The sequence below is a fragment of the Marmoricola sp. OAE513 genome (assembly GCF_040546585.1).
Lineage (GTDB): Bacteria > Actinomycetota > Actinomycetes > Propionibacteriales > Nocardioidaceae > Marmoricola.
Genome location: NZ_JBEPOC010000001.1, coordinates 3,457,924 through 3,479,996, shown reverse-complemented (window position 1 = coordinate 3,479,996; position 22,073 = coordinate 3,457,924). Strand labels below are relative to the sequence as shown.

Sequence of the window (22,073 nt, the reverse complement as noted above, 5' to 3'; positions counted from 1 at the left end):
ATGTCGACACCGGTCACCCTTCCCGCCCTCGGCGAATCCGTCACCGAGGGCACGGTCACCCGCTGGCTCAAGCAGGTCGGCGACACGGTGGCGGTCGACGAGCCGTTGCTCGAGGTCTCGACCGACAAGGTCGACACCGAGATCCCCTCCCCGGTGGCCGGAGTGATCCTCGAGATCAGTGCGGCCGAGGACGAGACCGTCGAGGTCGGGGCCCAGCTGTGCGTCATCGGTGACGAGGGCGAGGGCGGCGGATCCGCCCCCGCGGCCGAGGCGCCTGCCGCCGAAGAGCCGGCCGCCGAGGCCCCTGCCGAGCCAGCCGCCGAGCCTGCCGAGACGCCCGCACCCGCGCAGGAAGCGGCTCCCGAGGCTCCCTCCGAGCCCGCTCCCGCAGCGTCCGCCCCCTCGGGAGGCTCCGGCACCCCGATCACCCTGCCCGCCCTGGGCGAGTCCGTCACCGAGGGCACCGTGACCCGCTGGCTCAAGCAGATCGGCGACGACGTCGCCGTCGACGAGCCGCTGCTCGAGGTTTCGACCGACAAGGTCGACACCGAGATTCCCTCGCCCGTGGCCGGCACCCTGCTGGAGATCAACGTCAACGAGGACGAGACCGTCGAGGTCGGAGCTCAGCTCGCGGTGATCGGTGCTGCTGGTTCGGCTCCCGCGGCCGCACCGGCACCTGCTGCGCCGGCCGCACCGGCCGAGCCCGAGCCGGCACCGGCCGAGCCGGAGCCGGCACCGGTCGTCGAGCCTGCCGAGACGCCCGCACCCGCGCAGGAAGCCCCGCCGGCACCGCCTGCTCCCCCGGCACCTCCTGCCCCGCCGGCTCCCGCTCCTGCAGCCCCCGCGACCAGCGCCGCGACCGACAGCGGCTCCTACGTGACCCCGCTGGTCCGCAAGATGGCCGCCGAGCGCGGCGTCGACCTGGCGTCGATCTCCGGGACCGGCGTCGGTGGCCGGATCCGCAAGCAGGACGTCATCGCGGCGGCCGAGGCCAAGCCCGCCGCCGCTGCACCGTCGGCCCCGGCCACCGCTGCTGCGCCGTCGAGCACCCCGAGCCCGTTGCGCGGGAACACCGAGCCGTTGAGCCGCCTGCGCAAGGTGATCGCCAGCCGGATGATCGAGTCGCTGCACACCTCCGCGCAGCTGACCCAGGTCATCGAGGTCGACGTCACCAACGTCGCCCGGATCCGCGAGGCGCAGAAGGCCGACTTCCTCGCTCGCGAGGGCGTCAAGCTGACCTACCTGCCGTTCTTCGCCAAGGCGGCGATCGACGCGCTCAAGCAGCACCCGAAGCTGAACGCGAACATCGACACCGAGAAGGGCGAGGTCACCTACTTCGACTACGAGGACGTCGCCTTCGCCGTCGACACCGAGCGCGGTCTGCTCACGCCGGTCGTCAAGGGCGCCGGAGACCTGTCGATCGCCGGTCTCGCCAAGAAGATCGCCGACCTCGCGGAGCGCACCCGGACGAACAAGATCACTCCGGACGACCTCACCGGCGGCACCTTCACGATCACCAACCTGGGAACGTTCGGGGCGCTGTTCGACACCCCGATCATCAACCAGCCCCAGGTGGCCATCCTCGGTCCGGGCGCGGTCGTCAAGCGCCCCGTCGTGATCGACGACCCGCACCTGGGCGAGACGATCGCGATCCGCCAGATGGTGAACCTGGCGCTGACCTACGACCACCGGCTCGTGGACGGTGCCGATGCCGGACGGTTCCTGTCAGACGTGAAGGCCCGTCTGGAAGCCGCGCAGTTCGAGGTCTGAGCCGCGAGGTCTGAGCCGATGACCACGCTGCGCCTCGGGGCCGACCAGATCTGGTACGACGATCTGGGGGGCTCCGGGGTGCCCCTGGTCCTGCTGCACCCGGGGATCACCGACTCGCGGGTGTGGGACCCGCTGCTCCCCCTGCTCGCCGGTCGACGGGTGATCCGGTTCGACCGCCGCGGCTTCGGTCGCTCGGCTGCGCCCACCGAGGACTACAGCGCCCTGGGAGACCTGACCGGTCTGCTGGACGCGCTCGAGCTGGAACGGGTGCACCTGGTCGGCAACAGCATGGGCGGCGAGGCTTCCCTGGCGCTCGCGGTCACCGCCCCGGAGCGTGTGGCGTCGATGACGCTGCTGTGCCCCGGGGTCAGCGGCTACGCCTTCAAGGAGGTCGCGGTCGACCCGGACCTTGAAGCCCGCTGGGACGCCGCCAAGGAAGCTCAGGATCTCAGCGCCCTCGGCCGGATCCAGGGCGAGTACTGGTGTGCCTCGGGCACCGATGAGTACCTCGACAACGTGCTGCTGCGCAGCTGCGAGCTCGACAACTCCCCGGCCGCGGCGTTCGAGCAACCTCACCCCGAGCAGTGGTCGCACCTTGCCGACCTGACGATCCCTACCACGGTCATCGCCGGCGACCTCGACCCGGAGGACTCGCTGCAGGCCTCGCTCGACCTGGCCGAGCGGATCCCCGGAGCCGTGCTGGTGCGGCTCCCTGTCGACCACCTGCCGCAGTACCGGGACCCTGCAGGCGTCGCCGAGGCCGTGCTCGCGACCGTGGCACGGGGCGAGTGAGTTGAGTACGCGTGCGCATGCCGCGGTAGGGCCCGTCTAGCAGGCTGGGGCCATGCCTCCCCTCAGCACGCGCTTCCAGGCCTTCGGGACGGAGCACCTGCTCCTGCTGACGCTCTTCGTCGTCGTGCTCGTCGCCGTCGTGGCCGCCGGCCGGTCCCGCGGCGACGACCCTCGCTTCCGGCGGGGGTTCGCGATCGCGATCCCCTGCTTCACGCTCCCGATGCAGATCTGGCAGCTGCTGCCGTCGGACTTCGGCCTCGGGACCTCGCTCCCGCTGCAGTACTGCGACCTGGCGTGGGCGATCGCGGCGTACGCGTTGTGGACCCGCAAGCCCTGGGCGGTCGCGCTGACCTACTTCTGGGGTCTGACCCTGACGGTCCAGGGCATCGTCACGCCCTCACTGGGTGAGCAGTTCCCGGACCCCCGCTACTTCATGTTCTTCGGCATGCACTTCCTCACGGTCTGGGCGGCCGGGTACCTCGTCGCGACCGGGAACCGTCCGACCTGGGCGCTCTACCGCTTCGCCGTGGTCGTGACCGCGGCCTGGGCCCTGGTCGTGATGACGTTCAACGGGATCACCGGCACGAACTACGGCTACCTGAACCGCAAGCCGCCCGGCGCCTCGGCGCTGGACCTGCTCCCCGGCTGGCCGGCGTACGTCGTGATCGAGATCGTGGTGATCGCCGGGGTCTGGGCGCTGATGACGTGGCCCTTCGTGCGGCGCGCCGAGCGGGTCGCTGTTTGACCCCGACGCGGGCGGGCACGGGCTGACCATGGCCACCTTCATCACCATCGGGTACGGCGACCGCGCCGGCTACGACCGCACCGATCCGGAGGTGCGCGACCGCGCGCACGCCGCCGACCAGGCACTGGTCGAGCGCGGCACGGTGATGGGGATGGCGGGCGAACCCGTCCAGGTGCGCAACCACGACGGCAGCGAGGTCGGCCTGGTCAACGGGCCGTTCGCGGCCAGCGCGCTCCCGGTCGCCGGGTTCGCCGTGATCGAGGCGGAGTCGCTCGCCGAAGCGATCGAGCTCGCCGCGAAGTCACCGTGCGCGGTCGCGCAGGGCGTGGTCGAGGTGTGGCCGCTGCAGTCCTGACGTCTCGGCAGGCTCGACGACCGCACGGGCACCGGCGCGTCAGCCCACGGCCTGGCTCTACGACCCGACGGGCACCGGCGCGTCAGCGCCACGGCGCGAAGCGCCCAACAACACAGCATCATGTGGCCCGGCACATGATCGATTTGTGGAGCGAAGCGCTCACAAATTGATCATGTGACCTGCGATGCCGTGGATGGCTTCCTTGACCGCCTCGGACAGCGTCGGGTGGGCGAAGACGTTGCGCCCGACCTCGTCAGCCGTCAGGTCCCACTGCTGCGCCAGGGTCAGCACCGGCAGCAGCTCGGTCACGTCCGGGCCGATCAGGTGGGCGCCGAGGATCTCGTTGTACTTGGCATCGGCGACGACCTTGACGAAGCCGACCGGCTCACCGAGACCCATCGCCTTGCCGTTGGCCGAGAACGGGAACTTGGCGACCTTGACGTCGTACCCCTTCTCCTTGGCCTGTGCCTCGGTGTAGCCGAACGAGGCGATCTGCGGCTGGCAGTACGTCGCCCGCGGGATCATGTCGAAGTCGATCTCCATCGTCTCCGCGTTCGCGATCGTCTCGGCCGCGACGATGCCCATCGCCTCGGCGGTGTGGGCGAGCATGAGCTTGCCGGTGACGTCACCGATCGCGTAGACGCCGTCGACGTTCGTGCGGCCGCGCTCGTCGACCGCGATCGCACCACGCTCGGTGGTCGCGACACCGGTCGCCTCGAGGCCGTAGCCGTCCAGGCGCGGGGCGAAGCCGAACGCTGCCAGGAACTTGCCGGCCTCCAGGACCTGCTCCTCGCCGCCCGCGGCCGGGGCCACCGTGACGCGCACGCCGTTGCCGGTGTCCTCGACGCTCTTCACGGCGGTCGAGGTGAGGATGTTGATGCCGAGCTTCTTGTAGTGCTTGAGCAGCTCCTTGGAGACCTCGGCGTCCTCGGTCGGGACGATCCGGTCCAGGAACTCGACGATGGTGACGTCGACGCCGAAGTTCTTCAGCACGTAGGCGAACTCCACGCCGATCGCGCCCGAGCCACCGATGATGATCGAGGACGGCAGGTTGCTGTCGAGGATCTGCTCCTCGTAGGTGACCACGTTCTGCGAGAGCTCGACGCCCGGGACCAGGCGGACCTTCGCGCCGGTGGCGATGATGATCTTGTCGGCGGTGACCTCGCGGGTCGAGCCGTCCTCCTGCGCGACCGAGATGGTCTTGGGGCCGGTGAAGGTGCCCCAGCCGTGGATCTCCTCGATCTTGTTCTTCTTCATGAGGAAGTGGACGCCCTTGACGATGCCCTCGGAGACCGAGCGACTGCGCGCGTGCGTCGGGCCGAAGGACATCGTGGCGTCGCCCTCGATGCCGTACTTGTCCTTCTCGTGGGTCAGCGTGTGCGCCAGCTCCGCGTTCTTCAGCAGTGCCTTGGACGGGATGCACCCGACGTTGAGGCAGACACCTCCCCAGTACTTCGACTCGATCACAGCGGCCTTGAGGCCCAGCTGCGACGCGCGAATGGCGGCTACGTAGCCACCGGGACCAGCACCTACGACGACTACATCGAAATCGCTCACGCTACAAGCCTAGCGAGTGTCCGAGCTTGCTCGTGACCGAGTAGGCGCAGCAGCGTTGAGGAGCGCAGCGACGATCACAGGATGAGGCTGCAACCGCCCACTTCCCACCTTCGTGGCAAGGTGGAGCCATGCGCATCCTCATCGCTGGAGCGTCCGGATTCCTCGGGTCCCGTCTGCGGACGAGCCTGGACAGGGCCGGGCACGACGTGACCACCCTGGTACGCCGGCCGGCCGGTGCCGAGGAGGTCCAGTGGGACCCGTACGCCGGCACTCTGGACCCGGCCGCGATCGAGAACGCGGACGTCGTCATCAACCTCGCCGGCTCCCCCACCCTGGGGAACCCGCACTCCAAGAAGTGGGCCGAGGAGCTGCTGCGCAGCCGGGTCACCACCACCCGGGTGCTCGCCGACGCCATCGCCGCCTCGACCCACCGCCCCGCGTTCCTGGCCGGCAACGGCATCTCCTACTACGGCGACCGCGGCGAGGAGGTGCTGCCGGAGAGCGCCCCGACCAGCGGTGACGCCTTCCTGACCGAGGTCACCCGGCAGTGGCAGGCCGCGACGAAGTCGGCGACCGACGCCGGCGCCCGCGTCTGCATCCTCCGGACGGCCCCGGTACTCGACCGGCAGAGCGCGCCGTTGAAGCAGCTCCTGCTGCTGTTCAAGGCCGGCCTGGGCGGCAAGCTCGCCGGCGGCGACCAGTACTTCCCGATCATCTCCGTGCGCGACTGGGTCGCCGCGGTCACCTACCTCGCCGAGCACGACGACGTCTCGGGCCCGGTCAACCTGTGCTGCCCGAAGACGCCGACGAACGGCGAGTTCACCGAGGAGCTCGCACGCCTGGTGCACCGACCAGCGTTCCTCGGCGTACCGGGTGCGGTGCTGCGGCCCGCTGCCGGACGGATGGCACCCGAGCTGCTCGGGTCCGTGCGGGCCGTACCGGCCGTGCTCACCGACGAGGGCTTCCGCTTCGCCGACCGGGACGTGGCCGAGGTGCTGCGTACGGCGATCGCCTGAACCGGCATAGGCTCTCCCCATGACCCTGGAGTACCGGACCCTCGGCAGCGTGGACTACCGCGAGGCCTGGGAGCTGCAGCGCCAGGTGCACGCAGACGTCGTGGCCGGTGGCGCCGAGGCCACCCTGCTGCTGGAACACCCACCGGTCTTCACCTGCGGCAAGCGGACCACGCCGGACGAGCGACCGCTGGACGCCGGCGGCGCCGAGGTGATCGACGTGGACCGCGGCGGGAAGATCACCTTCCACGGGCCGGGCCAGCTGGTCGGCTACCCGATCGTGCGGCTGCCCGACCACGTCCTGGTGGTCGACTACGTACGCCGCGTGGAAGAGGCCCTGATCGAGGTCTGCACCGTCCTGGGCGTGGAGACCGCACGCATCCCCGGCCGCAGCGGCGTCTGGCTGAAGGCGGACCCGACGACCGGTCGACCCGAGCGCAAGATCGCCGCGCTGGGCATCAGGGTCAGCCGGGGCGTGACGATGCACGGTTTCGCGATCAACTGCGACGTGGATCTCGGGTGGTACGACCGGTTCGTGCCCTGCGGGATCGCCGACGCGGGCGTCACCTCGCTCTCGGCCGAGCTCGGCCGCCAGGTCGGCGTCGAGGACGTCATCCCGCTCGTCACCCGCGCACTCGACCGGTTGCTGGCCTGGGAGCCGTACCGCTCGACGCCCGACTACGAGCCGCGACCCGAACCAGGTCGCGGCCTGCGCGTCCCGATCCTCAACCCGCAAGCCTGAAAGGCCTCCCGTGAAGCGCTCACTGCACGCCGCCGCCCTGCTGATGACCGCTGCGCTGCTGGTCTCCTGCGGTGCCGACCCCGAGCGAGGGACGCTGGCAGGCGCGACGCCCGGGACGTCGACCAGCGCTTCTGCGGCGGCTTCCACCTCTTCCGGAACCACCACCTCGAGACCCGTCGGTCTCCCGAGCAAGAAGGTGTGGCTCGCCGACGTGCGGAAGGCGATGACCGGCTCGACGGCGTACCTCGACGCAGCGATCGCGAAGAAGAAGCCCGGCCAGCGGCTCGCCATCGTGCTCGACATCGACAACACCTCGATCGCCTCGAAGTACGCCTGGCCGCGGCCGGTGAAGGTGACCAAGGCGTTCGCGACCCACGCCGTCTCCCGGGGCGTCACGGTCTTCTTCGCCACGGGCCGCAACCAGGGCACGCTCGGCCAGATCAAGCCGGTGCTGACGAAGGCCGGTTACCGGTACGCCGGCGTCTGCGGTCGCAAGGGCAAGGAGACGCTGCCGCAGGGCAAGCAGCGCTGCCGCAACGAGATCACCGCTCAGGGCTACACGATCGTGGCGACCGTCGGGAACAGGAAGACCGACCTGGTCGGCACGCTGGTCGGTCGGGGCTTCAAGCTCCCGAGCTACAACAAGAGGCTGTCCTGACCCTGCGTGTCCCCGCGCTCAATCCGTGAGCCTGACGCCGACCTGCGACATGCTGAGAGGCGCCCGTCGGACCACGACCCAGAGAGGGGTTGGCTGAACCCATGACCGATCTCGTGGTCGAGACGCGCGGACTGCGCAAGGTCTACCGCGACCAGGGACGCCGGATCGTCGCCGTCGACGACCTCGACCTGGCTGTCGAGCGCGGGACCGTGCACGGTTTCCTGGGTCCGAACGGGTCCGGCAAGACCACGACCATCCGGATGCTGCTCGGCCTGGCCCGTCCTGACGCCGGCACGATCTCCGTCCTCGGCAACGACTTCCCCGCCGGCATCCCGGCTGCGCTCGGCCGCGTCGGCGCGCTGCTCGACCGCGGTCAGTTCTCCTCCGACCTCACCGGGCGCCGCAACCTCGAGCTGCTCGCCCGCGCCGCCGGACTTCCCACCGCTCGTGTCGACGAGGTGCTCGACGAGGTTGGCCTGGTCGAGGAGGGGCGACGCGGCTACCGCGGCTACTCGCTCGGCACCCGACGCCGCCTGGCTCTGGCCGGGGCGCTGCTGAAGAAGCCGGCACTGGTCATCCTCGACGAGCCGTCCAACGGACTGGACCCGGCCGGCATCCGGGACATGCGCGAGACGATCCCGCGGCTCGCAGCTGCCGGCGTCGACGTCCTGCTGAGCTCGCACATCCTGGCCGAGGTGCAGCAGGTGTGCACGTCGGTCTCCATCCTCAGCGAGGGCAGGCTCCTGCGCACCGGCCGAGTCCGCGACCTGATCGGCGAGAAGGCAGCCCGCACCCGGGTCGGGGTGACCGACCCGGACCGGGCGACCTCGGTCCTGCTGGCCGGCGGTTTCGAGGTCACCCGCGAGGGCGCGTTCCTGGTGGTCGAGGGCCACGAGCACCCGGACGCCGTCACGCGGACCCTGGCCGAGGCCGGGCTCTACCCCTACGAGATCTCCGCGATCCGCCCGACGCTGGAGTCCTTCTTCCTCCAGCTGACCGGTCACCGACCCGCGGTCCCGGCGGACCCGGCTGAACGTGCTGCCGACGAGATCGCCCAGATGGTCGCCGAGCCCTCGGTCCTCCAGGACGCCCCCGGAGCAGCGGAGCAGGACCCGTCGTGAGGAACCTGATCCGGGTCGAGCTGGCCCGCTACCGCACCCGCCGGGTGATCCTGCTGATCGTCGCGGCGGCGACGTTGATGACCGCGCTGGTGGCGTTCAAGACCGCGTGGGACACCCGTCCGGTCACGGCCACCGAGATCGCGACCGCGCAGGCGCGGGCGGACGCCGAGGGCGACCGCAGCGACATCAAGGCCGACATCGCCAAGTGCCAGAAGGACCCGGGCGCCTACCTGGACCCGGGCGCCTCCACCGACCTGTGCGAGGAGACGCTGCGCGCGGCCGCGAAGAGCTACCTCCCCCGCGAGCCGCTGAACCTGGACGGGACCCTCAAGGGCAACGGCATCGGGATCGCCCTGCTCCTGGTCGCCCTGCTGATCATCGCCGGGAGCACCTTCGCCGGCGCCGACTGGTCCTCCGGCTCGATCCGCAACCAGGTCCTCTTCGAGCCGCGTCGCTCGCGGGTCTGGGCCGCCAAGGCGATCGCGGTGGCGATCGGCAGCGGTGCGGTCAGCCTGGTGCTGCTCGGCGGGTTCTGGCTCTCGCTGTTCCTGGTGGCCGCGAGCCGCGACGTCGAGCACGGCTCCGGGGTCGCCGACGACATCGTCTGGCACGTGCTCCGGGCGGTGCTGCTGGCGACGGGCGCCGGGGTCGGGGCGTTCGCGTTGACCACGATCTTCCGCAACTCGGTCGCGACGCTGTCGCTGCTGTTCGCCTACAGCATCGGTGGCGAGCTGCTGACGTTCCTCTCCCCGGTCAGCGGGCTGACCCGGTGGTCGCTGGGCAACAACGTCTTCGGCTGGCTCGAGACCCGCCTGGAGTACTTCGACTACGGCGGTCACTGCGCCCGGATGGGCACCTGCGAGGACCCGATCCACATCAGCCACCTGAACGCCGGGTTGTACCTGCTCGTGGTCCTCGGGATCGCCTGCGCCGCCTCCTGGGCGTCCTTTCGCCGCCGCGACATCTGACACCGGTCGTCGGGCCTGCCGGGACGCGGTGACCCGGGCAGGGGCCTGACCGCTAGCGGCGTACGCTGGTGCTGTGACTTCTCCGGACTCTCCCGCCACCGCAGCTCCCGAAGGCCGCAAGCTCCTGCGCCTGGAGGTTCGCAACGCGGAGACGCCGATCGAACGCAAGCCCGAGTGGATCAAAACGCGGGCGAAGATGGGACCGCAGTACCGCGAGCTCCAGCAGCTGGTGAAGTCCGAGGACCTGCACACCGTGTGCCAGTCGGCGGGCTGCCCGAACATCTTCGAGTGCTGGGAGGACCGCGAGGCGACCTTCCTCATCGGCGGCGACCAGTGCACCCGTCGCTGCGACTTCTGCCAGATCGACACCGGCAAGCCCACCGACCTCGACCGCGACGAGCCGCGCCGGGTCGCAGAGTCGGTCCAGACGATGAACCTCCGCTACGCCACCATCACCGGTGTCGCCCGCGACGACCTCCCCGACGGCGGCGCCTGGCTGTACGCCGAGACCGTCAAGCAGATCCACGCGCTCAACCCGGGCACCGGCGTGGAGAACCTGATCCCCGACTTCAACGGCGTCCCGGACCTGCTGGCCGAGGTCTTCGAGTCCCGCCCCGAGGTGCTCGCGCACAACGTCGAGACCGTCCCGCGGATCTTCAAGCGCATCCGCCCGGCGTTCCGGTACGAGCGCTCCCTGGACGTCATCACCCAGGCGCGCGCGTTCGGACTGGTCACCAAGTCGAACCTGATCCTCGGCATGGGCGAGACCCGCGAGGAGGTCAGCCAGGCGCTGACGGACCTGCACGCCGCCGGCTGCGAGCTGATCACGATCACCCAGTACCTGCGGCCGTCGCTGCGCCACCACCCGGTCGAGCGCTGGGTGAAGCCCGAGGAGTTCGTCGAGCTCCAGGCCGAGGCCGAGCAGATCGGCTTCGCCGGCGTGCTGTCGGGTCCGCTGGTGCGGTCATCGTACCGGGCCGGGCGTTTGTACAAGCAGGCCATCGAGGCGCGCACCGACGAAGCCGTCTGAGATCTCGACTGTCCGCTCGCAGGCTCGCTGCTCGATCCACCGGATCTCGACTAGGCTCGATCACCGCCGACTAGGCTTTCCCCCGCTCACCCGAACACCATCTGAAGGCACAGGCACAGGCATGGCGAAGAAGCCCAAGGACCCGAACAAGCCCTCCCGGATCTCCCAGATCCGGCAGAGCTACCAGATCACGAAGAAGTCCGACCCGCGGATCGGGCTGATCCTGCTCGGCGTCTTCCTGGTAGCCGGCGCCATCGGGTTCGGCCTGCTCTACCTGGTCTTCCCCGACACCCTCGTCTTCCCGATCATCTTCGGCGTCCTGCTCGGCACCCTGGCCGTCCTCATCGTCTTCGGCCGCCGTGCCCAGTCCGCCGCCCTCGCCTCGATCGACGGTCAGCCGGGCGCGGCCGCGGCCGCGCTGGGCATGCTGCGTCGCGGTTGGAAGACCGACCCGGGCATCGGCTTCACCAAGCAGCAGGACGTGATCCACCGCCTCGTCGGACCTCCGGGGATCGTGCTGGTCGCCGAGGGCAACCCGAACCGGCTCAAGCCGCTGATGTCGGCCGAGCGCCGCAAGCACGAGCGGGTCGCCGACGGCGTCCCGATCCACGAGGTGTACGTCGGCAACGCCGAGGGCGAGATCCCGCTGAAGAAGATCGTCCGCTACGTCACGAAGCTGGGTCGCAACCTCAAGCCGGCGCAGATGACCGACGTGCTGATGCGGATCAAGGCGTTGGACGCGAACCGCTCCAACATCCCCCTGCCCAAGGGCCCCGTGCCGACGTCCATGAAGGGCGCCCGCTCGAACATGCGCGGACGGTGACCTCTTCGGTCACCCAGCCTGCCGATCATCGGGCCTGCCGGTCATCGAGCCTGCCGAGATGCCGTGAGGTACCCGCGGACGCCACCGCGTCTCGACAAGCTCGACGACCGGGGAGCGCTCGACGACCGGGGTGCGCTCGACGGCCGGGGGTGCTAGTTGAGCAGCTGATCCCCCGTCGGGATCTTGATGTCGACCGGCTTGTTCCAGTCGCTGAACTTCAGCGCCAGCTTCTGACCGCTCAGGTCCAGCTGGATCTGCTGGAGCAGGTCGCCCTCGCCGACGAAGAACTTCATCTCCACCGGGCCGGACGCACCCGCGAGCGCGGTGAACGCGCCGTCGACCTTGCTGGTGTCGGCAGTGACGTCGTACTGGGTCACCTTCTGGCCGTCGACGGTCTTCTCCCCCACCTTCTTGAACTTGGTGATGCCACCCTTGATGCCCGTGACCGCCTGGCTCGGGGACAGGCCGTTGAAGGTGCCGAGCAGGCTGCCGAACGTCGGGTCGTCCTTGCCGATCTTGCGGTACTTGGTGCCCGGCGCCTGCAGCATGTACATCGCGTTGTCGGCCAGGATCATCTCGAGCTTGCCGGCACCCATCGAGGCGTTGAGCTTGATGACCGGGTCGGCACCGAGCTTCATGTCAGCCTCGGCGGTGAGACCGCCCTCGATGGTCATGTGCACCGACTTCTGCTTGTTCATCGCGGCGACCAGGTCGGCGGTGAACTGGTCGGCGTCGTCCGCACCGGCCGACGCGGCGTCGTTCCCGCCCTTGTCGCTGGCCGAGGAGCTGGTGGCGTCCTTCTTCTTGTCGTCTCCCCCGCAGCCAGCGAGCGGCGCGAGCAGGAGGACGCCGCTGGCAGCGGCGGCGACGAGACGGGTGCGGGTGCGGGTCATGGATCCTCCGAGTCGGAATGTCAGGGCAATGGTGCTGACGTGGTGGCTTCAGCCTAGGCGGCGGGGGAAGACCGCGGAGTTTGTCAGCAGATCGTGCAGGCCGCGGCCGTCGGAGCGGAACACCAGCGGCGGGACGACCAGGCAGATCAGCAGCTGGCGCTGCAGCGCCTTGAGCAGGGTGAGCGGGCGTCCGTTGATCTCGTGGACGCGCAGCCGCAGGATCATCTGTCCGAAAGATCCCCCGACCAGAGCCACCCCGACGCTGGACTGCAACCAGAACGCGGCCAGGACGACCCAGCTGAACTGCTTGTTGTCGGTCCCGCCGAGGATGAACACCACCGCGAGGTACGAGGCCGCCCAGTCGATCGCGAGCGCGCCGACGCGCTGGAGCCAGGACGCGGTGTCCGGGATCAGGGGGCGGCCCGACGGGGTGGTCTGCTCAGTCATCGCTGCCGACCCTAGCGACCCGGTGCGCGCGCGTTCGACAGGTGGTACCTGTAACACGCCTGAAACAAACCCGATACGGTCCTTTCACGAGTGAACCGTAGGTTTTCGATGCGTTTCACGCGCTGTGACTCACCGTCGCGTCGCACACCTCACCCTTTTGACTCGGTCACCGGCCGGTGACCAAGGAGGACGAATGTTCCAGAACAGCGAAGAGCTTCTGAAGTACATCAAGGACGAAGGCGTCGAGATGGTCGACGTCCGCTTCTGCGACCTGCCCGGAATCATGCAGCACTTCACCGTGCCGGTCTCGTCCTTCGACCAGTCCGTCTTCGACGACGGCCTTGGCTTCGACGGCTCCTCCATCCGTGGATTCCAGGCGATCAACGAGTCCGACATGCAGCTCTACCCGGACCCGACGACGGCGTACATCGACCCGTTCCGGAAGTCGAAGACGCTGAACGTGAACTTCTTCATCCACGACCCGATCACCGGTGAGGCCTACTCCCGCGACCCGCGCAACATCGCCAAGAAGGCGCTGGCGTACCTGGCCAGCACCGGCATCGCGGACACCGCGTTCTTCGCCCCCGAGGCCGAGTTCTACATCTTCGACAACGTCCGTTACTCGACCGGCGTCAACGAGGGGTACTACCACATCGACTCCGTCGAGGGCTGGTGGAACAGCGGGTCTGAGGGCGGCGACAGCTCCCCCAACTTGGGCTACAAGACCCGCCTCAAGGGTGGCTACTTCCCCGTCGAGCCGTACGACCACTACAGCGACCTGCGCGCCGACATGGTCAAGAACCTGGAGGCCGTGGGCCTGCAGGTCGAGCGCGCCCACCACGAGGTCGGCACCGCCGGCCAGGCGGAGATCAACTACCGCTTCGACACGCTGCTCAAGGCCGCGGACGACGTGATGAAGTTCAAGTACATCATCAAGAACACCGCCTGGCAGCAGGGCAAGTCGGTCACCTTCATGCCGAAGCCGATCTTCGGTGACAACGGCTCGGGCATGCACGTGCACCAGTCGCTGTGGAACGGCGGCGAGCCGCTGTTCTACGACGAGACCGGGTACGGCGGCCTCTCGGAGATGGCGCGCCACTACATCGGCGGCATCCTGAAGCACGCCCCGTCGCTGCTGGCGTTCACCAACCCGACCGTGAACTCCTACCACCGCCTGGTGCCGGGCTTCGAGGCCCCGATCTCGCTGGTGTACTCCTCGCGGAACCGGTCGGCGTCGGTGCGCATCCCGATCACCGGCTCGAACCCGAAGGCCAAGCGCATCGAGACCCGGTTCCCCGACCCGTCGGCGAACCCGTACCTCGCGTTCTCTGCCCTGATGCTCGCCGGTCTCGACGGCATCAAGAACAAGATCGAGCCGGCCGCGCCGATCGACAAGGACATCTACGAGCTCCCGCCGGCGGAGATGGCCGAGATCGACCAGGTCCCGACGTCGCTCGGTGCCGTGCTGGACGCCCTCGAGGCCGACCACGAGTACCTGACGGTCGGCAACGTCTTCACCCCCGACCTGATCGAGACCTGGGTCGACTTCAAGCGCGAGAACGAGATCGCGCCGGTGCAGCTGCGGCCGCACCCGCACGAGTTCGAGCTGTACTACGACATCTGAGCCAACAGCTGGTTGAGCTTGTCGAAACCCTGGCGGGCCGTCGATCTTCGGATCGGCGGCCCGTCTGCGTGCCGTGGACCTGCGTGCGCTGCTAGCGCCTCTTCCCACCCTCGAAGCTGCCCGGCGCACGGTAGTCCATGGCGTCGCGCTTCTGCTGAAACAGGACCTTCCCGGACTCGCCGCACTCGATCACTTCTCCAGCGGCGGACCTTCGTGTGCTCGTCGACCGTCCACTCCCCCGCAACCAGCGTCGTCGTCACGTTCTGCAGGCAGACCGGACACTTCCGGGAGCGCATGGGGACTGCCTTGCCGCCGCTCCGGCCACCCGAACCGTCTGACTGCTTGCCACGCTTCTTGTATTTGCATTTGATGCACGTGCCAGCCTTCTCGTCGAACGAGATCACTGACTTCCTCTTCTTGCAGACCGAGCACGTGCGCATCTTGGGCGTAGCAAGGGGCTTGGGCCGCTTTCCGAAGCCCTGCCCGCAGCGAGGTCGCACCGACGGGTCCTGACCGCTGTCACGTGCGAGCAGGAACTGCTCGCACGTCGCGTGGGTGGCGAGGTAGCTCGCCGCTGCGGCCAGAGCATCCCCGTCGACCGCCGGATCTGAGTTCGCCGCGTCGACGAGAGCGCGCATGCGGCGCAGCTTGCGCCGGTGCGCCGGCTGCAAGCGAATGTCGTTCATCCCGCGTTCCGCCCCTTCGTCCACACCGGCCGCTCGACCGGTCTGGGCAACAGCGAACCAGAACCAGCCGACACAGGACGCACTTTGGGCAACCTCTGCAGCGTCGCGGCTTAGCTCTGGACGCTGGAGTTGCCACGCCTCGAGAAGTGGCACAACTCCTCAGCCCGCTGCGTCATCCCGGTCGAAATGGAGCCTGCATGCGGGGTCGAGCACCTTCGAGCTGAACGTGTCGCCGATGGTGAGGACAAAGCGTTCCACCGCCTTCGCGTCGGCCGAGTCCGGGTGGATTTTCAGTATTGCGATGCTGGATCCTCGAGCTCAGCGGCACCGACGCGCAGCCCACCAGATCGAACGGGAGCACACGATGGGAACCGAAGGAACTAACGACCGGGCTTGGACCGAGGTCGGCAAGGCGTCGTACGTCTCGTTCACCAGCTACCGCAAGGACGGGGCCCCGGTCTCGACCCCGGTCTGGATCGCTCCGGACGGCGACGACCTTTACTTCTTCTCCGACACCGGCGCGTGGAAGGTGAAGCGGGTGCGCAACAACCCCGCGGTGACCCTGCAGCCGTGCGACGTACGCGGGCGGATCAAGGACGGCGCTCCCCTCGTGTCCGGTCTCGCGGAGGTGCTCGAGTTCAGCGAGAGCCGGCGGGTGCGCAAGATCGTGAACCGGAAGTACCGGGTGATGGGGACGCTGGGCGGGTTCTTCAGCCGGCTGCGCGGCGCCGAGGCGGCCGTGGGGATCCGCGTCCGCCAGGCGTGAGCCCTAGCGCGACAGGTGGTCGATCAACCCGCGCGGCTCCTGGTGGCCCGGGATCTGCCCGGTGTCGACCGTGCTCGGGACGCCCTTCAGGTCCGCGGACAGACCTCGGACGATGTCCGCGCCGAACGCCATCGTCGCAGTGAGCAGGACGATCTGGAGAACGAGGATGAAGGCGTACTGCTTGGTGCGCAACGGAGGGCTCCCGAGTCTTCCCTCCCCGGTAGTCACTTCTGACTACCTCAACGCGCCGAACGGCTGATTGGTTACGGCCCCAGCGTCTTCTGTTTCGGGGCGTTTCGCCCTTTTCGATCGGTGCGGGGAGAATGGTCGCGGAGGTGCAGGGTGGGCTGGTTCCGGCGTACTCGGAGGGTTCGGGTGCTGGTCCTGGCGTGCGCGGTGGTCGTCGCCGTCGCGTCGATCGAGGGCTCCGGCTCCCGCGCAGGCACCACCTCTCCCCCAGCCAGGACACTGTCCCTGGACTGCCTGCCGTTCGCGCCCCCGAAGAGCGTGGGCGCGCTGAACGCACAGATCGCCCGCTACCGGTCTGTGCCCGGGTTCGTCGGCGCGGACGTCGGCGCCTCGGTCACCTTGCACGACGGGCGCAGCCTCTGGGTCTTCGGCGACACGCTGCGCCAGGCCGACGAGCCCGGCCAGCGCATCGTGCGCAACTCGATGCTGATGTTCTCACCGGGGTGCGCGACGGTGGTGTCCCCGACCGACCACGGCGCCGTCATCCCCGACCGGTCCGACGGCGTCGGCTACTGGCCGATGGACCTCGGCGTCGTCGAGAAGCCCGGGTACGACCTCGTGGGGGTCAGCCTGCAGCGCGTCCGGTCCACCGGCACCGGATCCTTCGACTTCGAGATCCTCGGGCCGGCGATAGCGTTGCTGGAGATCGCTCCGGGCGCAGCGCCCGAGCTGTTGCTGGTGAACGATCTCGGCCCGGACGACCCCGACAGCGAGCGCCCGATGTGGGGTGCTGCGGTCGAGACCGTCGGCGACGTCGCCTACATCTACGGCACCGCCCAGCCGAACGATCACAGCGCCTTTGGCTGGTCCCTCCAGGTCGCCCGGGCGCCGATCGGGCGCGTGACCGATCCGAGCACCTGGCGCTACTGGGACGGCCGCCGCTGGCAGCGCGACCCGACCCGAGCCGCTGTCCTGATCCCGGCCGTCAAGGGCGTCTCCGAGGTCCTGTCGGTGTTCCACCGCGGACGACGCTGGTACGCCGTCAGCAAGCGCGACGAGATGCTCGGTACCGACCTGGTGATCTGGTCCGCGCCGTCGGCAACCGGACCGTTCACCCCCGGCGACGCGCTGGCGAAGATCCCGTCGGACTCCAAGGACGGCGTGCTGCGCTACATGCCGCTCGCGCACCCGGACCTGCTCCCGTCGAAGGACCGCATCGTCGTGTCGTACAGCCGCAACACCGCCGACCTCCAGCGCCTGCTGAACGAACCCGGGTTGTACCGGCCGCGCTTCCTGCAGGTGCCGCTCCCCTGACCTGGCAGTGTCAGGCTCGGCGGCGCTCGGGCAGGAGCCGACCGCCCTCCTCGACCACCTGGATCTCCAGGCTCCGCAGCCACGACAGGTCCTCGGGCGGCACGACGCGGGTCAGGTCGGCGAAGGTGGCGAGCTGCCAGATGACCTCCGCCGACCGACACGTCGGCCCGGCCGCCGGCGCGATCACCTCCCTGTTACGCGCCGGCGGCGGGTCGTAGGGGAACACCGTCAGGTGTTCCCCGGTCAGGTGGTCAGCGACGGCGTGGTGAAGCGTCGGGCTCCAGTTCCGCAGGGCACACGTCGTACTGACGGCTCGGTCCAGGCGCTGGCGGTAGCCGTCGCGGAGCGCGGCGTACAGGTAGTAGCGGACAGGCTTGCCGGGACAGCCACCCTCGAGCAGCTTCACCAGCAACCAGCCGAAGGCCTGGTAGGTCAGGGGCGTCGCGACGTGGTCGCCGGCGATGGTCTTGGCGAGCAGGTGGACCGGACGGTGGTGCCGGTCGTACAGCGTGCCGAAGCCGTGCAGATCCCCGGCGCGTACTCGCTCCATGCACTGCTCGTCGGTCTCGATCCGGGCCATCGGCTGCTCCTCCCTGGTGGGGATCTGTAGCCCTACCGTGCGCCCGGTGTGCTGCTCGCGGTAAGCGTGGAACCACCTGTTCGAGTACGTGTCCGCGCTGTCCACAGGCACCACGTAGTGACCCGACGGCAGATCCTGAACGGTCCTAGACTCCCCCGATGCTGGATCCGGGTCAGGCAGGTCAGGGAGCACTGCTCGGCAGGAACCTCGAGGTGGCCGAGGTCCTCCGACTGCTGACTCCCGGCCGAGCGCTCACCCTCACCGGAGTCGGCGGCACCGGCAAGACCCGGATCGCCCAGCGGGTCACCGCCGACTCGAGCGGCCACTACCCCGCGGGGGTCTGGGTCGCCGAGCTCGCCGACACCACCGACCCCGAGCTCCTGGACGCGGCGCTGGCCGCAGCGCTGGACCTGCACATCCCGGCCGGCAACCGCGACCGGTCGATCATCATCGACTTCCTGGTCGACCATCCCGGGCTCCTCGTCCTCGACAACTGCGAGCACCTCGTGGAACCGCTCGCCGTGCTGGTCGCCGACGTCCTGCGCGCGGCTCCGGACCTGACCGTCCTGACCACCACCCAGCTGCCGTTGCGGATCACCCACGAGACCGTCTACCCGGTCGCGCCGCTGCCCACCCCGATCCCGGGCGCCGAGACGTCGCTGGACATGGTCGACCGGTACGCCGCGGTCGCCCTCTTCGCCCAGCGCGCCACCGAGGCCATGGCTTCGTTCGAGGTCACTGCGGAGAACGTCGGCGCGATCGCGGAGCTGGTGACCCTCCTCGACGGGGTCCCGCTCGCGATCGAGCTCGCTGCCGCCCGCGTCCGTCTCCTCACGCCGGACGCGCTGCTCGTCCGGGTCGCCGAGCACCTCGACGTGCTCGAGTCCGACCAGCGCGACCGCCCCGACCGGCACTCCTCGCTCGCCGCCTCGGTCGGGTGGAGCTACGCCCTGTGCTCGCCCTCCGAGCAGGAGCTGTGGAACCGACTCTCTGTCTTCACCGGCGGCTTCGAGCTCGAGGCGGCGGAGCAGGTGTGTGCCGGCGAGGGCATCACGTCCGCGGACGTGCTCGGGCTGCTCTCGACGCTGGTCGACCTGTCGGTGGTGCAACGCGTCGGTGAGACCGGGACCCGGTTCCGGCTGCTGGAGGCCATCCGCCTGTACGGCGCCCGGCAGCTCGCGACGACAGGGTTCCCCTCGACGTGGCGCGACCGCCACCTCGCCTGGTACGCCGAGCTCGGTGCCACGGTCGGCCTGCAGTGGTGCGGACCTGACCAGCTGCGCTGGCAGGACCGGTTGCGTGCCGAGCACCCCAACCTGCGTGCAGCGCTGGAGCACGCGCTCGCAGCTCCGGCCACGGCCGTGGTCGCCCTGCGCCTGGCCGTTCAGCTTGAGTACCTGTGGTGGTGCGGTGGGCTGATGACCGAGGGCCGCCGCTGGCTCGGCCGCGCGATCACCGCCACCGAGGGAGCTCCCGAGGAGAAGATCCGCGCGCTGCGTCTGTGCGCCTGGTTCGGTTCCCTGCAGACGGACCTCGGCTATGCGCGGGACCGGAGCAACGAGCTGGCCGAGCTGGTGGCGACGACGTCAGACCCGGTGGCCGGCGCCGACCAGCTGTTCGCCGACGGGGTGGTCACCGGGTGGGAGAAGGACATTGCCCGGAGCGCGGACCTGCTGACCGAGTCCGAACGGCTCTACCAGCGCGCGGGCACGACGACCGACGTCCTGGAGTCGCAGTTCATGACCGGGATCGCGTTGATCTTCGCCGGTGACCTCACCGCAGCCGCCGCAGCCCACCAACGCTGCCTGGACACCAGCACGCGGCTCGGCGAGACCTGCATGAGCGGATTCTCCCGGTGGGGGCTCGGCCTCACCGCCCTGCTCGGAGGCCGAGCGGACGACGCCGAGAGGCTCTGCCGCAGCGCGCTCGAGCAGTCCGCCAGTCTGGACGACCGCCTGGCGATGGCGGTCCAGCTCGAGACGCTCGCCTGGACGGCCGCCACCCGGGGGGACGCCGAGCGGGCCGTCCTGCTGCTCGGAGGCGCCGGCGCGATCTGGAAGCGGATGAACATGCCGGTCGAGCGGACGCCGTACTTCTCCGACCTGCACGCGATGGCCGAGCAGCAGGCCCGGGAGCTGGTTGCCGACGGGGCTTCCTTCGAGGGCCGGCTCGCCCTGGGGCTGACGATGCCGCTCGTCGACGTGGTCGACCTCGCGCTGCACGCCGAGCACGCACCCGGCCCCCGGTCTGCCCGCGGGCCGCTGAGCCGACGCGAGACCGAGGTGACCGCGCTCGTCGCCGAGGGTCTGACCAACCGCGACATCGCCGAACGCCTCTTCATCTCCGAGCGCACCGTCGAGGGCCATGTGCAGAGCACGCTGCGCAAGCTCGGCTTCCGCTCACGCACGCGGATCGCGCGGTGGTTCCACGACCAGGCGGGCCTGAGGCCCGACTAGCCCTTCGAGTACCCGTTGCAGACGTACTTGGTGCCCTTGATCGGCACGAACTTGTTGTTCTTCACCTGCAGGAACCGAATGCAGCTCGGCGCGTGCTTCGCCCCGACCTGCATCGGGCCGTGCAGGTCGCCCGCGGTCCAGTTCTTCACGCCCCTCAACGAGTTGACCAGCGCAGGGCGCGAGAGCTTGCCGCCGAGCTCGATCGACTGCTCGACGAACAGCTTCGCCGCCGACCAGGCGAACAGCCCGAAGAACGTCGGCTTCGCCCCGGGCGCGACCTGCTGGAGGTAGGTGTTGTAGAGGCGGAACTCCTTGGCGTTCTCGGCGAACGGCGTGAAGTTCACGTAGACAAAGGTGTTCTCGATCGCGTCACCGCCGGTCTGCAGGAAGCCCTCGTCGTACGCCGACGGGTCGAGCATGTAGACGTCCGGCTTGTAGTTGGCCGCCTTCATCGCCTCCGCGAACCGGACCTCCTGCTGGTAGGCACCGAGGAACTGGACCCAGCGGACGCCGAGGGTCTTGAGCTGCTGCACGTACGGGCCGTAGTTGAACTCGGCGACGTCGATGGCCTTGGTGTAGACGACGTCGAAGCCGCGCTTGACCGCGACGTTGCGCTGCGTCACGCCGTTCTCTGCAGCAGCGCCGACGTTCAGGTAGAGGAACGCGGCCTTCTTGCTGGCTGCCTTATAGTTCTTCACGAAGAAGTCCGGTACGGCGTTGGAGAACTCGTGGTCGCCGGTCGCCTCGGCGGCGAAGCAGACCTTGCAGCGGTTCCGGTCGCCGGTGACCGCGACGGCGCGCAGGTCGGGCAGGCCGCACGCCTGGGCAGCGGCAGCGCCGCCGGAGTCGAAGGTGGCCATGCCACCGACGGTCGCGAACGCCTGCTCGCAGAACTTGGCCGAGGCCTGCTGGTCGGCGCCGGCATCGGTGCGGGTGTCCGCAGTGATCAGCTTGAGCTTGCGCCCGCAGATGCTGGACTTGGAGTTGAAGTAGGACACGTAGGCTTTCGTGGCCTGCTGGGTCGCCGTGAACAGACCGGGCACCGGGCCGCTGATGTCGGCGCCGTTGCCGATCGTGATGGTGCTGTCGGTGATGCCGGTCTGGTTTTTGAAGCCCGCGCAGCTGCTCGGGGACGGCAGCAGCGGGTCCCCCTTCTCGGCGCCCGGGCCTCCGGGCTGTGGCTGGTCGGGGTTGCTCGGATCCGCCGGACCGTTCGGAACCGAGGGATCGTTCGGGCCGGTGGTCGCCTGGGGGTCGTCCGGATTCGCGACGCTTTCAGGCAGCTGGCCGTTGGGCCCAACCGAGTCGCCCGGTCCGAGCCCGGCCGCCTTGCGATTCGCCTCCTGCACCGCCTTCGGAGACATCTGGGAGCCGCCGCAGGCGGTGACGCCGAGGACGCCGAGCAGGACGAAGGCCACGACAGCGAGCAGACGACGCCGGGGGTCGCGCATGAGAAAGGTCCTCTCGGAGGCATGCGGAAAGCAGGGAGGGTGAGACAGGTCACAAACATAAAGGGCTCTATGACTCCGAGGCAATGCCTCCGG

General features: G+C 69.3%; 22 protein-coding genes. 15 read left to right on the top strand and 7 right to left on the bottom strand.

The features are described 5' to 3' along the window. From sucB to ABIE44_RS17355, 4 genes are read left to right on the top strand one after another with little or no spacing between them, the layout of a single operon-like run. A complete protein-coding gene (gene sucB / locus ABIE44_RS17370; RefSeq protein ID WP_209714608.1) occupies window positions 1–1,770 on the top strand; it encodes a 2-oxoglutarate dehydrogenase, E2 component, dihydrolipoamide succinyltransferase in 1,770 nt (589 codons plus the stop codon). Between the two features lie 18 nt (window positions 1,771–1,788). Further along, entirely contained in the window at window positions 1,789–2,562 is a 774-nt protein-coding gene (locus ABIE44_RS17365; protein WP_209714610.1) for an alpha/beta hydrolase, read from the top strand. Between the two features lie 52 nt (window positions 2,563–2,614). Beyond that, complete coding sequence (locus tag ABIE44_RS17360) at window positions 2,615–3,307, top strand: YwaF family protein (protein ID WP_209714612.1); 693 nt, start codon at window positions 2,615–2,617, stop codon at window positions 3,305–3,307. Between the two features lie 28 nt (window positions 3,308–3,335). Further along, window positions 3,336–3,662 (top strand): YciI family protein, encoded by a 327-nt coding sequence (locus ABIE44_RS17355; protein WP_209714614.1) that lies wholly within the window; start codon window positions 3,336–3,338, stop codon window positions 3,660–3,662. 159 nt (window positions 3,663–3,821) lie between these two features. Here the strand turns inward: ABIE44_RS17355 and lpdA are convergent, their stop codons facing one another. Further along, window positions 3,822–5,219: a dihydrolipoyl dehydrogenase gene (lpdA, locus tag ABIE44_RS17350; RefSeq protein ID WP_209714616.1), complete on the bottom strand. Its 1,398-nt coding sequence runs from the start codon at window positions 5,217–5,219 to the stop codon at window positions 3,822–3,824. A 128-nt stretch (window positions 5,220–5,347) separates the two neighbouring features. On the opposite strand from lpdA, the gene ABIE44_RS17345 reads away from it, so the two are divergent. The 7 genes from ABIE44_RS17345 (at window position 5,348) to ABIE44_RS17315 (ending at window position 11,574) form a co-directional block, all read left to right on the top strand. Continuing rightward, entirely contained in the window at window positions 5,348–6,235 is an 888-nt protein-coding gene (locus ABIE44_RS17345) for a TIGR01777 family oxidoreductase (protein ID WP_209714618.1), read from the top strand. A gap of 19 nt (window positions 6,236–6,254) precedes the next feature. Beyond that, window positions 6,255–6,974, top strand: coding sequence for a lipoyl(octanoyl) transferase LipB (gene lipB / locus ABIE44_RS17340; protein ID WP_209714620.1), 720 nt, complete (start codon window positions 6,255–6,257; stop codon window positions 6,972–6,974). Window positions 6,975–6,984: 10 nt separating this feature from the next. Then, a complete protein-coding gene (locus ABIE44_RS17335; protein WP_209714622.1) occupies window positions 6,985–7,632 on the top strand; it encodes an HAD family acid phosphatase in 648 nt (215 codons plus the stop codon). Between the two features lie 101 nt (window positions 7,633–7,733). Then, complete coding sequence (locus tag ABIE44_RS17330) at window positions 7,734–8,753, top strand: ABC transporter ATP-binding protein (RefSeq protein ID WP_209714624.1); 1,020 nt, start codon at window positions 7,734–7,736, stop codon at window positions 8,751–8,753. After that, window positions 8,750–9,721: an ABC-2 transporter permease family protein gene (locus ABIE44_RS17325; RefSeq protein WP_209714626.1), complete on the top strand. Its 972-nt coding sequence runs from the start codon at window positions 8,750–8,752 to the stop codon at window positions 9,719–9,721. The genes ABIE44_RS17330 and ABIE44_RS17325 overlap by 4 nt, the downstream gene beginning before the upstream one ends. Before the next feature lie 73 nt (window positions 9,722–9,794). Beyond that, window positions 9,795–10,751 (top strand): lipoyl synthase, encoded by a 957-nt coding sequence (lipA, locus tag ABIE44_RS17320; RefSeq protein ID WP_209714628.1) that lies wholly within the window; start codon window positions 9,795–9,797, stop codon window positions 10,749–10,751. A gap of 121 nt (window positions 10,752–10,872) precedes the next feature. After that, window positions 10,873–11,574 carry a DUF4191 domain-containing protein gene (locus tag ABIE44_RS17315; protein WP_209714630.1) on the top strand — a complete coding sequence of 234 codons (702 nt, stop codon included), beginning with the start codon at window positions 10,873–10,875 and terminating at the stop codon, window positions 11,572–11,574. A gap of 152 nt (window positions 11,575–11,726) precedes the next feature. Here ABIE44_RS17315 and ABIE44_RS17310 read toward each other — a convergent pair whose 3' ends face one another. After that, window positions 11,727–12,467 carry an SCO4651 family lipoprotein gene (locus ABIE44_RS17310; protein ID WP_209714632.1) on the bottom strand — a complete coding sequence of 247 codons (741 nt, stop codon included), beginning with the start codon at window positions 12,465–12,467 and terminating at the stop codon, window positions 11,727–11,729. A gap of 48 nt (window positions 12,468–12,515) precedes the next feature. Then, window positions 12,516–12,914, bottom strand: a complete 399-nt coding sequence (locus tag ABIE44_RS17305; RefSeq protein ID WP_209714635.1) for an RDD family protein — start codon at window positions 12,912–12,914, stop codon at window positions 12,516–12,518. A 193-nt stretch (window positions 12,915–13,107) separates the two neighbouring features. Here ABIE44_RS17305 and glnA point away from each other — a divergent pair, with 193 nt between their 5' ends. Next, a complete protein-coding gene (gene glnA / locus ABIE44_RS17300) occupies window positions 13,108–14,538 on the top strand; it encodes a type I glutamate--ammonia ligase (RefSeq protein WP_209714637.1) in 1,431 nt (476 codons plus the stop codon). Here glnA and ABIE44_RS17295 read toward each other — a convergent pair. Continuing rightward, window positions 14,526–15,224: a hypothetical protein gene (locus tag ABIE44_RS17295; protein WP_354438239.1), complete on the bottom strand. Its 699-nt coding sequence runs from the start codon at window positions 15,222–15,224 to the stop codon at window positions 14,526–14,528. The two genes, glnA and ABIE44_RS17295, sit on opposite strands and share 13 nt — an antisense overlap. Before the next feature lie 364 nt (window positions 15,225–15,588). On the opposite strand from ABIE44_RS17295, the gene ABIE44_RS17290 reads away from it, so the two are divergent. Beyond that, window positions 15,589–15,990, top strand: a complete 402-nt coding sequence (locus ABIE44_RS17290) for a PPOX class F420-dependent oxidoreductase (protein ID WP_209714642.1) — start codon at window positions 15,589–15,591, stop codon at window positions 15,988–15,990. Window positions 15,991–15,993: 3 nt separating this feature from the next. Here the strand turns inward: ABIE44_RS17290 and ABIE44_RS17285 are convergent, their stop codons facing one another. Next, window positions 15,994–16,182: a hypothetical protein gene (locus ABIE44_RS17285; protein ID WP_209714644.1), complete on the bottom strand. Its 189-nt coding sequence runs from the start codon at window positions 16,180–16,182 to the stop codon at window positions 15,994–15,996. A 183-nt stretch (window positions 16,183–16,365) separates the two neighbouring features. On the opposite strand from ABIE44_RS17285, the gene ABIE44_RS17280 reads away from it, so the two are divergent. After that, window positions 16,366–17,493 (top strand): DUF5005 domain-containing protein, encoded by a 1,128-nt coding sequence (locus tag ABIE44_RS17280; RefSeq protein WP_209714646.1) that lies wholly within the window; start codon window positions 16,366–16,368, stop codon window positions 17,491–17,493. A gap of 10 nt (window positions 17,494–17,503) precedes the next feature. Here ABIE44_RS17280 and ABIE44_RS17275 read toward each other — a convergent pair whose 3' ends face one another. Next, on the bottom strand, window positions 17,504–18,073 hold the full coding sequence (locus tag ABIE44_RS17275) for a hypothetical protein (RefSeq protein WP_209714648.1): 570 nt from the start codon (window positions 18,071–18,073) through the stop codon (window positions 17,504–17,506). Between the two features lie 158 nt (window positions 18,074–18,231). Here ABIE44_RS17275 and ABIE44_RS17270 point away from each other — a divergent pair, with 158 nt between their 5' ends. Continuing rightward, entirely contained in the window at window positions 18,232–20,529 is a 2,298-nt protein-coding gene (locus tag ABIE44_RS17270) for an ATP-binding protein (RefSeq protein WP_354438237.1), read from the top strand. On the opposite strand, the gene ABIE44_RS17265 is transcribed toward ABIE44_RS17270, so the two are convergent. After that, window positions 20,526–21,980, bottom strand: a complete 1,455-nt coding sequence (locus ABIE44_RS17265) for an ABC transporter substrate-binding protein (RefSeq protein WP_209714650.1) — start codon at window positions 21,978–21,980, stop codon at window positions 20,526–20,528. The genes ABIE44_RS17270 and ABIE44_RS17265 overlap by 4 nt on opposite strands. Window positions 21,981–22,073 lie beyond the last annotated feature (93 nt).

What these genes read in the sequence shown, in the direction of transcription:
- sucB (WP_209714608.1), top strand. Translation starts at nt 1, where the DNA reads ATGTCGACACCGGTCACCCTTCCCGCCCTCGGCGAATCCGTCACCGAG.
- ABIE44_RS17360 (WP_209714612.1), top strand. Translation starts at nt 2,615, where the DNA reads ATGCCTCCCCTCAGCACGCGCTTCCAGGCCTTCGGGACGGAGCACCTG.
- ABIE44_RS17355 (WP_209714614.1), top strand. Translation starts at nt 3,336, where the DNA reads ATGGCCACCTTCATCACCATCGGGTACGGCGACCGCGCCGGCTACGAC.
- ABIE44_RS17315 (WP_209714630.1), top strand. Translation starts at nt 10,873, where the DNA reads ATGGCGAAGAAGCCCAAGGACCCGAACAAGCCCTCCCGGATCTCCCAG.
- ABIE44_RS17365 (WP_209714610.1), top strand. Translation starts at nt 1,789, where the DNA reads ATGACCACGCTGCGCCTCGGGGCCGACCAGATCTGGTACGACGATCTG.
- ABIE44_RS17290 (WP_209714642.1), top strand. Translation starts at nt 15,589, where the DNA reads ATGGGAACCGAAGGAACTAACGACCGGGCTTGGACCGAGGTCGGCAAG.
- glnA (WP_209714637.1), top strand. Translation starts at nt 13,108, where the DNA reads ATGTTCCAGAACAGCGAAGAGCTTCTGAAGTACATCAAGGACGAAGGC.
- ABIE44_RS17275 (WP_209714648.1), bottom strand. Translation starts at nt 18,073, where the DNA reads ATGGCCCGGATCGAGACCGACGAGCAGTGCATGGAGCGAGTACGCGCC.
- ABIE44_RS17295 (WP_354438239.1), bottom strand. Translation starts at nt 15,224, where the DNA reads ATGAACGACATTCGCTTGCAGCCGGCGCACCGGCGCAAGCTGCGCCGC.
- ABIE44_RS17345 (WP_209714618.1), top strand. Translation starts at nt 5,348, where the DNA reads ATGCGCATCCTCATCGCTGGAGCGTCCGGATTCCTCGGGTCCCGTCTG.
- ABIE44_RS17265 (WP_209714650.1), bottom strand. Translation starts at nt 21,980, where the DNA reads ATGCGCGACCCCCGGCGTCGTCTGCTCGCTGTCGTGGCCTTCGTCCTG.
- ABIE44_RS17270 (WP_354438237.1), top strand. Translation starts at nt 18,232, where the DNA reads ATGCTGGATCCGGGTCAGGCAGGTCAGGGAGCACTGCTCGGCAGGAAC.
- ABIE44_RS17305 (WP_209714635.1), bottom strand. Translation starts at nt 12,914, where the DNA reads ATGACTGAGCAGACCACCCCGTCGGGCCGCCCCCTGATCCCGGACACC.
- ABIE44_RS17330 (WP_209714624.1), top strand. Translation starts at nt 7,734, where the DNA reads ATGACCGATCTCGTGGTCGAGACGCGCGGACTGCGCAAGGTCTACCGC.
- lipB (WP_209714620.1), top strand. Translation starts at nt 6,255, where the DNA reads ATGACCCTGGAGTACCGGACCCTCGGCAGCGTGGACTACCGCGAGGCC.
- ABIE44_RS17310 (WP_209714632.1), bottom strand. Translation starts at nt 12,467, where the DNA reads ATGACCCGCACCCGCACCCGTCTCGTCGCCGCCGCTGCCAGCGGCGTC.